Below are 12,237 nucleotides of genomic sequence, written 5' to 3' on the forward strand. Positions count from 1 at the left end.
GTCGACTCGGGGTCCGGCGCGGGCGGCCGCGCGGGGGCCCGGGGCCGCACCGGGCCCCGGCCGGGCCGGGCCCCCGGAGGGCGGGCCCCCCGGCCCGGCCGGGGCCCGGTTCAGTCCAGCAGCCGGTCGCGCAGCCGTTCCAGGGCGGCCGGGGTCAGGCCGAGCCCCTCGGCGAGGTAGCGCTCCGTTCCGCCCCACCGCTCGTCGATCGTCCCGAAGGCCGCGAGCAGGTACGCGGCGCGCGCGTCGAAGAGCGGCGCCAGCAGTTCCATCACCTCGGGGGAGCGGTCCTCGGCCGCGTCGCCGTCGCGCCGCACGCGGTAGCGGTTGTGCGGGGCGTTCGACTCCAGGTAGTCCGCCACGATCGCCTCGCGCCCGACGCCGAGCGCGAGCAGGGTCACCGCGATGGACACGCCCGCCCGGTCCTTGCCCGCCGCGCAGTGCATCAGCGCCGGAACGCTGTCCTCGGCGAGCGCGTGCACCACCCGGGCGTGTTCGGCGGTGCGGGAGGCGATCATGGTCCGGTAGGACTGGGCCATCCGGGCCGCCGCCCTGCCGTCGCCGAGCGCGGTGCGGAGCTGGCCGAGGTCCCCTTCGCGGACCATCTTCCAGAACTCCCGGCCGTCGGCCGGGTCCGTCAGCGGGATGTTCACGTTGCGGACACCCGGCAGTTCGACGTCCGGGCCCTCCAGTGCCATGTCCGCCCCGTTGCGGAAGTCGAAGACGGTGTGCAGACCGAGGGTCCCGAGGAACTCGGCGTCGGTATCGGTGGCATGTGCGAGATGTCCGCTTCGGAACAGTCGTCCCGGCCTGACCCGCCGCCCGTCGGCGCCGGCCAGGCCGCCCACGTCGCGGAAGTTGCGGACGCCGGTCAACTCCGGTGCGGGACCGGGCCCGCCGGGCAGGGGCTGGGGTATCTGCTGGGTCACGTGTGCTCCTCCGCGTGTTCCTGGTGGTCCTGGTGGTCCGGGTGGTGGCGAGTGTCCGAATTGATGGCTTTGGGGCCAACTTGCCATGGACGGAAGCCAGATCGCGCCGGGCCCCGTGAGCCAGATCATACGGTGACCGTCCGTGCCTGATCGCGAAATGCGAATTCCCTTGCCAGGGCGGCTGTTGCGCCTCCGGAATGGACGCAGGGTGACGGGAATTCCGTTGATCCCTCATACCTGCGATTGCGTCAGGGAATTCGCGGCTTGTTGTGCACGGCCCCGCTCGATTACCTTCGCGATCGATCCGGGTGGACCGCCTAATCCTGCCGCCGCCCGGGAACCGCACCCGACCATCGACGCTCGCGGCAGGAGCGGGGGAACCAGGTAAGCCGCCGTTCCGGATCATTTCCGGACGGCTCGGGGTGAAGTCGTACGCGTGGACCGCGGGTACGGCCGGAGATCTCCAGTCCGAACCCGACAGCTCACCTCGCAGGCGACGGAGAGGAATTCGCCATGCCCGCACAGGGTAAGCACCGCCGCCCGAAGTCCCGATCCCTGTCCCGCGGTCTCGCCGTGGCCGGCACCGGCGGCGCCGCCCTCGCGCTGCCGCTGCTGGGTGCCGCCGGCGCGCACGCCGCGACCCCGGCCGCGACGCCCGCACAGGCCGGGCTGTCCGCGCCGCTCCCCACGGCCCTCCCGGCCGCCACCGCCGCTCCGGCCACCACCGCCGCTCCGGCCGTCTACACCGTCGTGCCGGGCGACTACCTGTCGAAGATCGCCGCCGAGCGCCACCTCTCCGGAGGCTGGGAGAAGCTCTACGACGACAACCGCGAGGCCGTCGGGGCCAACCCCTCCCTCATCCACCCGGGCCTCAGGCTGACGCTCGGCGCCCCCGCTCCCGCCGCCGCCCCGAAGGCCCCTGAGGCCCCGGCCGAGGGATCCTCGACCAAGGCTCCGGCGGCCGACGAGGCGCCGTCCGGCAAGGCCGCCGCGGGCGACACCGCCCCGGCCCCGAAGGCCGCCGCCCCGCAGGGGCAGCGCAGCCGGGTCCCCGCCCAGCGTCCGGCGCCCGCCGCGTCCCCGGCCCCGGCCGAGTCCACCGCCCCCTCGAACGGCTCCGGTTTCGTCGCCCCGGTCGGCGGCGGCACCTCCACCCCGTACCACCAGAGCGGCAGCATGTGGTCCTCCGGCTACCACACGGGCGTCGACTTCATAGCGAGCACCGGCACCACCGTCAAGGCGGTCGGCGCGGGCACCGTCGTTTCCGCTGGCTGGGGAGGTGCGTACGGCAACCAGGTGATCATCAAGCACGCCGACGGCAAGTACTCCCAGTACGGCCACCTCTCCCAGCTGTCCGTCTCGGCGGGCCAGAGCGTCACCGCCGGGCAGCGCATCGGCCTCTCCGGCGCCACCGGGAACGTCACCGGCCCGCACCTCCACTTCGAGATCCGCACCGGACCGTCGTACGGCTCGGACATCGACCCGCTGGCCTACCTCCGCTCCAAGGGCGCGAACGTCTGACGGCGGCCGCCGCGGCGGCACGAACGCGCGCGGGGCCGGGGCCAGAGGGGGGTCCCGGCCCCACGTGTACTTATTCCTTATCTCCCGCGTGGTATAGATCACGGTCCGTCAACCCCTCATTACGTTGGCGTAGGTTGGTTGCGGGGGTGAAGGATGGTGTCCCGTGGCAGCGACGACGACGACACTCAAGACCATCGGCTCGTACGCGGCGATCGGGGACAGCTTCACCGAGGGGGTGGGGGACCCGGGACCCGGGGATTCGTATCTCGGCTGGGCGGACCGGCTCGCGGTACTCCTGGCCGACCGGCGCGACGAGCACGACTTCCGGTACGCGAACCTCGCGGTGCGCGGCAGACTCCTCGACCAGATCGTGGCCGAGCAGGTCCCCAGAGCCAAGGAGCTCGCCCCCGACCTCGTCACCTTCTGTGCGGGTGGCAACGACATCATCCGGCCCGGCAGCGACCCGGACGACGCGGCGGAGCGGTTCGAGGCGGCCGTCGCCGACCTCACCGGTTCCGTGGGCCTCGTCATGATCACCACCGGTTTCGACACCCGGGGCGTACCGGTCCTGAAGCACCTGCGGGGCAAGATCGCCACGTACAACGCCCACGTGCGCGCCATCGCCGACCGCTACGACTGCCCGGTGCTCGACCTCTGGTCGCTGAAGTCCGTACAGGACCGCCGGGCCTGGGACGGCGACCGGCTCCACCTCTCTCCCGAGGGACACACCCGCGTCGCCCTGCGCGCCGCGCAGGTCCTCGGCTACGAGGTCCCCGCCGATCCGGACCAGCCGTGGCCGCCGACCCCGCCGCGCGGATCGGTGGACGTCACCCGGGACAACATCCAGTGGGCGCGCGAGTACCTCGTGCCCTGGATCGGCCGCCGGCTGCGCGGGGAGTCCTCCGGCGACCACGTCGCGGCCAAGCGCCCCGACCTGCTGCCGCTCTAGCGCGGGCGGGGACGCGGACGGGGCGGGGACGGGCGGGGGCCCGGGAGGCCGGCGCGGGGGCGGGCGCACGCACCCCGCGCGACACGCGGCCCCGAGACGGAATCCTCGGGGCCCGGTGTGCGTTGGGATGGTCGTAGACGTACCACCGTGCCACTCCATCCTGCACCTTTCCCAGGAGGCGCCTTGACCGGCTCCCTTCCCTTGCGTCCCCGGCTGCGCGCCCTGCGGCCCGAAGCCTTCGGCGCGGATCCGTCCGGCGCCCGGCTGGAGCGGATCCTGCGCTCGCCGAACTTCGCCGACGGCGTGTTCCAGAACCCCGTGGGGGCCCGGACCAGGCCCTCCGGGTCGATGGTCGAGTTCGCCAAGATCTACTTCCACAAGGAACAGCGGCTGCGGCGCAACCCCGGCGCGCCCATCCCGGTGTACCCGACCACCCTGGCCGAGCTGGCCAAGCCGCCGGTCAGCGGGCTGCGCCTGACCTGGATGGGACACTCCAGCGTCCTCGCCGAGATCGACGGGCGCCGGGTGCTCTTCGACCCGGTGTGGGGCGAGCGCTGCTCCCCCTTCCCCTTCGCCGGACCCAAGCGCCTGCACCCGGTACCCGTACCGCTGGCCGCCCTCGGCGCGGTCGACGTCGTGGTCATCTCGCACGACCACTACGACCACCTCGACCTCCCGACGATCAAGGCCCTGGCCGGTACGGACACGGTCTTCGCCGTTCCGCTCGGCGTCGGCGCGCACCTGGAGCGCTGGGGCGTGCGCCCCGACCGGCTGCGCGAACTCGACTGGAACGAGACCACCGAGGTGGCCGGGCTCTCCCTGACCGCCACGCCGGCCCGGCACTTCTGCGGCCGAGGCCTGCGCAACCAGCAGTTCACCCTGTGGGCCTCCTGGGTCGTCGCGGGCGGGGAACACCGGATCTTCCACAGCGGAGACACCGGCTACATGCCCAGTACGCCGGACGGCACGGCGAGCTTCGCGAGCATCGGGGCGGAGCACGGCCCCTTCGACGCCACGATGATCCAGATCGGCGCGTACTCCGAGTACTGGCCCGAGATCCACATGACCCCCGAGGAGGGGATGCGGGCGCACCTGGACCTCCAGGGCGGCGAGCCGCACGGGGTGATGCTCCCGATCCACTGGGGCACCTTCAACCTCGCGCCCCACCCGTGGGACGAGCCCGGCGAGGGCTCCGTGAGCGCCGCCGACCAGGCCGGCCAGAAGATCGCCCTGCCGATCCCGGGCCAGCCCTTCGAGCCCGGCGCGGCCGACGCCCCGGAGACGGCCTGGTGGAGGCCGTTCGTCGCCGGGGGCCCGGTGGTGGCGAGCGCCCCCGCCCGGGCGCAGGTTCCGGCCGGACCCGTCGCACCGGGTCCCGACCCGGCCCCGGCCGGGCAGGGCGAGCCGGAGGCCGTGGGCTCGTAGCGGCCCGAGCGCCTCGCCCGCGGAAGACGGTGGGGGCGGGGCGGAGGCGGGAGCGAGCCGTGGGGTCCGGGAGCTCGGTGGGGGGCCGGGGGCGCCCGGGCCGACTGGGGCGCGGGGGGTGGCGGGGGCGTGAGGGCGGCCGTGCGCGCCGTACGCCCCCGGGGTGTCCTCGCGTACGCGCTCCCGGCGCATTCGGGCTGCCGTACGAGCGCTCCACCGGGAGCGGGAAGCACCCCGCCGAAGTTCCCCAACTGGGCTCCGGCTGCGGGAGGGTGCGGTCTAGCGTGGGTATCCGGTGATCAACACCGGACCCCGGGACCCCTGGGGGCCGGGCCCCACGTACCGAGGACGCCGATGTCCGGACCCCGCGCCGCCCGTCACTCCCCGTCGAGACACGCCGCCACCGGACCCGGCCGGCAGATACGCCCCCAGCTGCTGCGCGCGGCCCTCCTGCCGACCCTCGCCGCCGGGTTCAGCGGAGCCGCCGCGGTGATCTTCACCCTCCAGCTCGGCGGGGGCGCGGGAGCGCGCGACGCCCGGCTGTGGCCGGTGCTCGCCGGCTGCGCCCTGCTCGTCGTGGGAGCCCTCGCCGCCGCCCTCCTCGGAGCCCAGCGGGCCGCCAGGACCGTCCGCGACCGCTGCGAGGCCCTGCGCCGCTCCAGCGTGCGCGGCCGCCAGGAGCTGCGCACGGCCGCCGAGCGGCTGGAGCGCGGAGAGAGTCCGGGCCGGCCCGTGCGCGGCGCCGCCGGCGGCCCGCCGCCGGCCACCGACCCGGCCGGGGTGGACGAGTTCTGGCTGCTTTCCCAGGAGCTGCGGGGCGCCCGCGAACACGCGCACACGACGCTGGTGCGGCTCGCCGTCCCGGTCCCTCCCAGCGACAGCGACCGCAAGGTCGAGGTGTTCGTCAACCTCGCGCGCCGCCTCCAGTCGCTCGTGCACCGCGAGATCGCCCTCCTCGACGACCTGGAAGACACCGTCGAGGACCCCGACCTGCTCAAGGAGCTCTTCCACGTCGACCACCTCGCCACCCGGATCCGCCGCCACGCCGAGAACCTCGCCGTCCTCGGCGGGTCCGCCTCCCGGCGCCAGTGGACCCGGCCCATCGACCTGAGCGAGGTGCTGCGCTCCGCCGTCGCGGAGGTCGAGCAGTACACCCGGGTCAAGGTCGTGCCCCCGGCGGGCGGCACCGTGCGCGGACACGCCGTCGCCGACGTGGTGCACCTGCTGGCCGAACTCGTCGAGAACGCCACCGTGTTCTCGGCGCCCGACACCGACGTCGTGGTGCGGGCGGAGCAGGTCACCGCCGGGGTCGCCGTCGAGGTGGAGGACCGCGGGCTGGGCATGCCGCCCGAGGAGCAGCACCGGATGAACGCGCTGCTCGGCGACCCCGACCAGGTCAGCGTCCGGCACCTGCTGGCCGACGGGCGGATCGGCCTCTACGTGGTGGCGGCGCTGGCCCGCCGCCACGGCATCGCCGTCGAGCTGAAGTCCAACATCTACGGCGGGGTGCTCGCCGTCCTCGTCCTGCCCCGGACCCTGCTGGGGGCACGCGCCCCGGGCACCGCCGACGCGGCGGGCGGGTCGCGGGCCACCTCCTGGGGGACCGGCGGGAGCGGCGCGCTCCCACCGCTGGAACCCGTACGGGTCCCCGCGCCGGTCCCCTGGCCGGAGGGGGAGCGCGCCGGGGGCGCGGAGGCGGGACCCGGCCCCGACGCGGAACCGGACCGGTGGCCCGGCGCGTGGCGGGCGCAGCCCCCGGCCGGGGACGACGCCCGCGCGGGGGCCGCGCCGGCGCACGTACCGCCGCCGGCCGCCGCGCCGGCGCCCGCCGACGTACCTCCACCGCCCGCCGTACCTCCACCGCCCGCCGTACCGTCGCCGCGGGCCGGGTCCGCCGCCGCGGCTGTCGCGCCACCCGGTCCCGCGCTGCCGGAGCACGGCGACGGGGAGCGGCCCACGCTGCCCCGCCGCCTGGCCCAGCACCACCTCGCGCCCCAGCTCCGCGAGGCCCCCGCCCCCCGGCGGACCCCGGAAGGCGAACAGCCCCTGCACGACCCGGGTCTGATGGCGGCCTTCCAGCGCGGCTTCGGACTCGCCCAGTCCGAGCAGCAGGCATGAACCGGGCCCCGCGCCCGGACCCCCACCCCAGCAAGGAGCACATCCCCATGGCCGGCGAAGTGGCGACCACGACGAGCACCCTTTCGAACCTCTCGGACGTCTCGAACCTCTCGGACCTCGACTGGCTGCTCGGCGGCCTGGTCCAGCGGGTCCCCTACACCCGCAGCGCGGTGCTGCTGACCGCCGACGGGCTCGTCAGCTGCGTGCACGGCCTCGATCCGGACAGCGCCGACCACCTCGCGGCCCTGGCCTCCGGGCTCTACTCGCTGGGCCGCAGCGCCGGCGTCCGCTTCGGGGACGGGCCGGAGGTCCGGCAGGTGGTGGTCGAACTGGACACGGCCCTCGTCTTCGTCTCCGCGGCGGGCTCCGGGACCTGCCTGGCGGTGCTCGCGGACCGCGAGGCGGACGCGGGGGTGCTCGGCTACGAGATGGCGATGCTGGTCAAGAGCGTCCGCCCCTACCTGGCCGCCCCGCCGCGCCGGCCCGCGCACGCCGTCGACGCGGAGCGATGAGGGCCCCGACGCGGGGGGAGAGCGGCTGCGGCGCACCGCGCGAGACGCCCTGGCTGGACGGTTCGGCGGGCCGGGTGACGCGCCCGTACACGGCGAGCGGCGGCCGCACCCGAGCCGCCGTCCACCTCGACCTGCTGTCCCTGGTGACCGCCACCGGGACCCGCCCGCGCGCCGCGCTCGGAGCCGAGCACGCCCTCGCGCTGCGGATCTGCGCGGGCACGGCGGCCGTCACGGTGGCCGAGGTGGCCGGGCAGCTGCGGCTGCCGGCGGTGGTGGTGAAGGTGCTGCTGTCCGACCTGATGGAGTGCGGGGCCGTCTCGGTGCGGGCGCCCCGGTTCCCGGGCGGCAGCGGCGGGTTCGCCGACGACGACCAGACCCTGCTCCGGGCGGTGCTCGATGGCCTGCGCCGGCGGCTGTGACGCCCCGGCCCCGCCCGCGACCCTGAAGATCCTGGTCGCGGGCGGGTTCGGGGCGGGGAAGACCACCTTCGTGGGCGCGGTCAGCGAGATCGAACCGCTGTGCACGGAGGAACTGCTGAGCGGGGCGGGCGAGGGCCGCGACCCGCTCGACGGGGTGGAGGCGAAGACGACGACGACCGTCGCGCTGGACTTCGGCCGGCTCACCCTCGACGGGCGGCACGTCCTGTACCTGTTCGGTACGCCCGGCCAGCGGCGCTTCTGGTTCCTGTGGGAGGAGCTGTGCGCGGGCGCGCTGGGGGCGGTGGTGCTCGTCGACACCCGCCGCCTCGCGGACTGCTTCCCCGCCGTGGACTTCTTCGAGCGGCGCGGGATCGCCTTCGTCCTCGCCGTCAACGAGTTCGACGGCGCCCACCGCTACACCGCCGAGGAGGTCCGCGACGCGGCCGGTCTCGGCCCGCACGTCCCCGTCGTACGGTGCGACGCGCGGCTGACCCGGTCCGCCACCACGGCCCTCGCGGCCCTGGTCCACCACCTGCTGTCCACCGCAAGGCACGACCGTCCGGATCCGGGGGAACCGTCATGACGTACTACGAATCGACCGGCCACCTGTTGCTGACCCCGGTGGACCGGGAGGCCCCGGCGCGCACCGTCCGGCTGCGCGAACTGGGCCTGGGGGAGCGGGCGGACACGGAGCTCGACGCCTTCGCGGCGCGGGTCGCGCGGACGCTGGGGGCTCCGTACGCGGGCGTCAACTTCATCGGGGAGGAACGGCAGTTCTTCGGCGGCCTGCACCACGGCGCGGGCGCCGCCCAGGGCGGTTACCCGGCGCGGGTCCTGCCCCGGGACCACGGCTACTGCCCGCACGTGGTGGTGCGGCGCCGGGCGCTGGTCCTGGAGGACGTACGGGACTTCGCGCGCTTCGCGGGCAACGCGGTGGTGGACGGCAGCGGGATCCGTTCCTACCTGGGGGCGCCCCTGACCGACCGGCGGGGCATCGTCCTCGGTACCGTGTGCGCGGTGGACGTGGTGCCGAGGCGCTGGGGGACCGAGGGGCTGGGCACGGTCAAGGCGCTCGCCGCCGAACTGGTGGCGCTCGTCCACCGGCGCGAGGACGGGCACGCCTGACGGCCCCGCCCGGCCCCTGCCCCGCGTTCAGCGCAGGAACCCGGTGATCCGCTGCCGCAGCGAGGCCGCGTCCAGTCCGTGCGCGGCGACGTGCTCGGCCATCGTCCCGTACCGGCGCAGCTCGGCCCGGCCCACCCCGAGCGGCAGGATCCGGTGCGGGACCTCCAACAGGGCCTGCCCGGCGGCCGCCGCGGAGGTGCCGGCCAGGTAGGGCTCGACCAGTACGACGTCCGGCGCGGCGCGCCCGACGGCGGAACGCAGGGCCGCGTCGTCGAAGGGCCGCACGGTGGCCGCGTAGAGCACGGTGACGTCGAGCCCCTCGGTCGCGGCCAGGACCCCGTCCAGCAGCGGCCCGACGGCGACGACCACGCCCGCCCCGCCCTCGCGCACGGTCTGGAAGCGCAGGCCGGCGCCGACCGGCCGCGCCTCGGCGTTCGACTGGTCGGTGAGCCGGACGTACACCTTCTCGTCCCCGGCGGCGTACGCGTGCCGCAGCAGCGCCTCGGCCTCGTCGGGGTGACCGGGCACGTGGACCGTCCAGCCGTCGAGGGTGTCCAGCAGGGCCACGTCACCGGGCGCCATGTGGGTGAACCCGCCGGCCGGCCAGTCGTAGCTGGCGGCGGAGCTCACCAGGACCCCGCCCGTGCCCTGGTGCCCGAAGTCGAGCTTGACCTGCTCGAAGGCGCGCTCCACGAGGAAGCTGGCGAAGGTGTGGACCACCGGCCGCAGCCCGGTCAGGGCCAGCCCGCCGCCCACGCCGAGGAGCAGCTGCTCCCGGATCCCGACGTTGACCACCCGGTCGGGGTGGCGCTCCTGGGCCGGACGGAACTGGGCCATGGAGATCTCGGCGAGCACCAGGGCCAGCCGCCGGTCCTCGTCGAGCAGCTCCGACGTGACGGAGACGAACCGTTCGCGCATGGTGTCCATGACGCCCCTCCTCAGAACTTCTTCTCGACGCGGGCGACGACGGCGTGCGGCCGGCCCGGATGCGGTGCGGTGAAGGCGGCGTGCAGAGCCTCGTGGTCCCGGCCGTCGACGGTGAGCGCCGACCAGCCGGAGGCCTCGAAGCGGGAGGCGATCCCGCCGGGCCAGCCGTGGGTGGCGGAGTCGTTGTCGATCACCAGGGTGTGCAGCCGGTCCAGTCCGGCCGGGCCCGCGTACGCGATGGCCTCGTGGTTGCTGCCCTCGTCGAGTTCGGCGTCCCCGATCAGCACCCACACGGCCGGATCGTCCAGCCCCTGGGCGCGCAGCCCGAGCGCACTGCCGACGGCGAGCGGCAGCCCGTGTCCGAGGGAGCCGCTGGCGATCTCGACCCCGGGGACCAGGACCCGGTCGGGGTGGTGCCCGAGCGGGGAGTCGTAGGACCCGAATCCGCTCAGCCACTCGACGGGGAAGAACCCCTTGGCGGCGAGCACGGCGTAGTAGGCCATCGGCCCGTGCCCCTTGGACAGCAGGAACCGGTCCCGCTCCGGATCCCCGGCGGTCCCGGGCCCCACGCGCAGCACCCGGTCGTAGAGCACCCACAGCGCGTCGAGCGTGGAGGTGGCGGCGGGCCCGTGCTTCTCGGCCCCTGTCATGAGCGCGATGAGCCGGCCCAGATCCTCGTAACGGAAATCGACGTCCGCGGTTGCCTGTGACATGCGGCAATCCTGCTTCCTCAAGCCGACTTGAGGTCAAGCGCCCCCCGGCCCACGAAACCCGCGCGCGACCACCCCGGGAAGTGCGGTATTGTTCTCGTGCTGGTCCGCCCAGGGGAAACCCCAGGTCAACGGACCATCGGGACGTGGCGCAGCTTGGTAGCGCACTTGACTGGGGGTCAAGGGGTCGCAGGTTCAAATCCTGTCGTCCCGACCATGTGGAAACACAGGTCGGAGGCCGTTCTCTCACTGACGAGAGGACGGCCTTTCGTGCGTCCGGGGTCGTGGGGGTGGCGGCCGCTCCGGCTGTTGTCGCACGCGTCGATGCGTATCCTCTGCCGTTCGGGTCAGGGGGTGGGTTGGGGGACCGGGGTGAAGAGGAGGGGGAGGGAGACCGGGCCGCGGGTGTAGAGGCCGGATTCCCGGTAGCGCGAGCCCGGGGCGTGGCGGACGCCGTCGAGCAGGGGCAGGAGCAGCGCGGCGACGGTTTCCATCTCGGCGCGGGCGAAGGCCGCCCCGACGCACTGGTGGAGTCCGGCGCCGAAGGCGAGGTGTTCGGCGGCCGCGCTGAAGGAGCGGGCGGTGCCCAGGTCCGGGCGGTGGATGTCGAAGGCGTCGGGGTCGGTGAAGGCCTCCGGGTCGCGGTTGGCCGCGCCGATCATGCAGAAGACGGTGGCGCCCGCCGGGACGGTGGTGCCCGCGAAGACGGCGGCCCGTTCCGCCCGGCGGGGAACGAGCTGGACCGGCGGGGTGAAGCGCAGGGTCTCGGCGATGGCGGCGGGGAGCAGGCCTGGGTCGCGGCGGACCTGCGCCAACTGCTCCGGGTGGTCGATCAGGTGCTTGAAGAGCAGGGCGAGCGTCTTGTCGGCCGGTTCGGTGGCGGCGGCCAGGACGTTGATGATCAGTGCGGTCACGTCGCGGTCGCTCATGGCGACGCCGTCGAACTCGGCGGTGCACAGCCGGGATATCAGGTCGTCGCCGGGGTGGCCGCGGCGGTGCCGGATGACGGGGAGCAGATGGGCCTCCAGCCGCTCCGCGCAGTCCAGGCAGTGCCGTCGGCGCTCGGGGGTGAGCGTCAGGGCGGTGATGAACTCGGCGACGCCGGCGTGCCAGAGGGCCACCTGCCGCCAGTGCGCCCGCTCCAGCCCGAGGACGTCCAGCGTCACGCGGACGGCCAGTGGTTTGCCGAGGTCGTTGACCAGGTCCATCCGCCCCCGGGGCAGGAAGGGGGCCATGAGTTCGGCGGCGTTGGCGTGGACGGCGCGGATCTGGTCTGCGAGGGCCTGCCCGGTGAATGCGCGGATGACTATCTTCCGCTTGGCGGTGTGCTCGGCCCCGGTCATCTGGGCGAGGACCGGCCCGCGCATCACCGGCTCGGCGCGTGCCTGGAGCGTCTCGGTGGAGAACGCCTCGTGATCGGTCAGGACCCGCCGCACGTCCCGGTGGCGGGAGAGGAAGTAGCTGTCGATCGCGGGCTCGTGGTGCACCGGCGTGCGTTCCCGCAGCCGCGCGAAATGGCGGTAGGGGTCGGCCGCGAACTCCTCGGACAGGACGCTGAACTGGGGCTGTGCCACGACGACGGGACCTCTCGGCTGCGCTGCG

The 12,237-nt window shown here is 74.6% G+C and carries 12 protein-coding genes, 1 tRNA gene and 1 riboswitch; of the genes, 9 read left to right on the forward strand and 4 right to left on the reverse strand.

Translation table 11 applies throughout. The features are described 5' to 3' along the window. Nucleotides 1–110: 110 nt before the first annotated feature. The gene (locus ACGFXC_RS01355; protein ID WP_393708329.1) at nt 111–929 is read right to left on the reverse strand and encodes a tyrosine-protein phosphatase; all 819 of its coding nucleotides are present in this window, start codon (nt 927–929) and stop codon (nt 111–113) included. A 344-nt stretch (nt 930–1,273) separates the two neighbouring features. Then, nucleotides 1,274–1,438: riboswitch (cyclic di-AMP (ydaO/yuaA leader) on the forward strand. A 4-nt stretch (nt 1,439–1,442) separates the two neighbouring features. Here ACGFXC_RS01355 and ACGFXC_RS01360 point away from each other — a divergent pair. The 8 genes from ACGFXC_RS01360 (at nt 1,443) to ACGFXC_RS01395 (ending at nt 8,998) form a co-directional block, all read left to right on the forward strand. Further along, nucleotides 1,443–2,450 (forward strand): LysM peptidoglycan-binding domain-containing M23 family metallopeptidase, encoded by a 1,008-nt coding sequence (locus tag ACGFXC_RS01360; RefSeq protein ID WP_393708330.1) that lies wholly within the window; start codon nt 1,443–1,445, stop codon nt 2,448–2,450. 163 nt (nt 2,451–2,613) lie between these two features. Continuing rightward, on the forward strand, nt 2,614–3,399 hold the full coding sequence (locus ACGFXC_RS01365; protein ID WP_393708332.1) for an SGNH/GDSL hydrolase family protein: 786 nt from the start codon (nt 2,614–2,616) through the stop codon (nt 3,397–3,399). A gap of 183 nt (nt 3,400–3,582) precedes the next feature. Further along, nucleotides 3,583–4,824: an MBL fold metallo-hydrolase gene (locus ACGFXC_RS01370; RefSeq protein ID WP_393708334.1), complete on the forward strand. Its 1,242-nt coding sequence runs from the start codon at nt 3,583–3,585 to the stop codon at nt 4,822–4,824. A gap of 354 nt (nt 4,825–5,178) precedes the next feature. After that, nucleotides 5,179–6,942 carry an ATP-binding protein gene (locus ACGFXC_RS01375; protein ID WP_393708335.1) on the forward strand — a complete coding sequence of 588 codons (1,764 nt, stop codon included), beginning with the start codon at nt 5,179–5,181 and terminating at the stop codon, nt 6,940–6,942. A 47-nt stretch (nt 6,943–6,989) separates the two neighbouring features. Next, nucleotides 6,990–7,454 (forward strand): roadblock/LC7 domain-containing protein, encoded by a 465-nt coding sequence (locus ACGFXC_RS01380; protein ID WP_393708337.1) that lies wholly within the window; start codon nt 6,990–6,992, stop codon nt 7,452–7,454. Beyond that, nucleotides 7,451–7,873 (forward strand): DUF742 domain-containing protein, encoded by a 423-nt coding sequence (locus ACGFXC_RS01385; RefSeq protein ID WP_393708339.1) that lies wholly within the window; start codon nt 7,451–7,453, stop codon nt 7,871–7,873. The genes ACGFXC_RS01380 and ACGFXC_RS01385 overlap by 4 nt, the downstream gene beginning before the upstream one ends. Beyond that, nucleotides 7,851–8,456, forward strand: a complete 606-nt coding sequence (locus ACGFXC_RS01390) for an ATP/GTP-binding protein (protein WP_393708340.1) — start codon at nt 7,851–7,853, stop codon at nt 8,454–8,456. The genes ACGFXC_RS01385 and ACGFXC_RS01390 overlap by 23 nt, the downstream gene beginning before the upstream one ends. Next, complete coding sequence (locus ACGFXC_RS01395; RefSeq protein WP_393708342.1) at nt 8,453–8,998, forward strand: GAF domain-containing protein; 546 nt, start codon at nt 8,453–8,455, stop codon at nt 8,996–8,998. Before ACGFXC_RS01390 ends, ACGFXC_RS01395 begins: the two co-directional genes overlap by 4 nt. Before the next feature lie 27 nt (nt 8,999–9,025). Here ACGFXC_RS01395 and ACGFXC_RS01400 read toward each other — a convergent pair whose 3' ends face one another. Both ACGFXC_RS01400 and ACGFXC_RS01405 read right to left on the reverse strand, forming a co-directional pair. Beyond that, nucleotides 9,026–9,925 (reverse strand): transketolase family protein, encoded by a 900-nt coding sequence (locus ACGFXC_RS01400; RefSeq protein ID WP_393708344.1) that lies wholly within the window; start codon nt 9,923–9,925, stop codon nt 9,026–9,028. Nucleotides 9,926–9,936: 11 nt separating this feature from the next. Next, nucleotides 9,937–10,638 (reverse strand): transketolase, encoded by a 702-nt coding sequence (locus ACGFXC_RS01405; RefSeq protein ID WP_393708346.1) that lies wholly within the window; start codon nt 10,636–10,638, stop codon nt 9,937–9,939. A 137-nt stretch (nt 10,639–10,775) separates the two neighbouring features. Here ACGFXC_RS01405 and ACGFXC_RS01410 point away from each other — a divergent pair. Then, nucleotides 10,776–10,852 (forward strand) — tRNA-Pro (locus tag ACGFXC_RS01410). A gap of 130 nt (nt 10,853–10,982) precedes the next feature. On the opposite strand, the gene ACGFXC_RS01415 is transcribed toward ACGFXC_RS01410, so the two are convergent. After that, on the reverse strand, nt 10,983–12,209 hold the full coding sequence (locus ACGFXC_RS01415) for a cytochrome P450 (RefSeq protein ID WP_393708348.1): 1,227 nt from the start codon (nt 12,207–12,209) through the stop codon (nt 10,983–10,985). Between the last annotated feature and the right edge of the window lie 28 nt (nt 12,210–12,237).

The sequence above is a fragment of the Streptomyces sp. NPDC048507 genome (assembly GCF_043199995.1).
Taxonomy (GTDB): Bacteria; Actinomycetota; Actinomycetes; order Streptomycetales; family Streptomycetaceae; genus Streptomyces.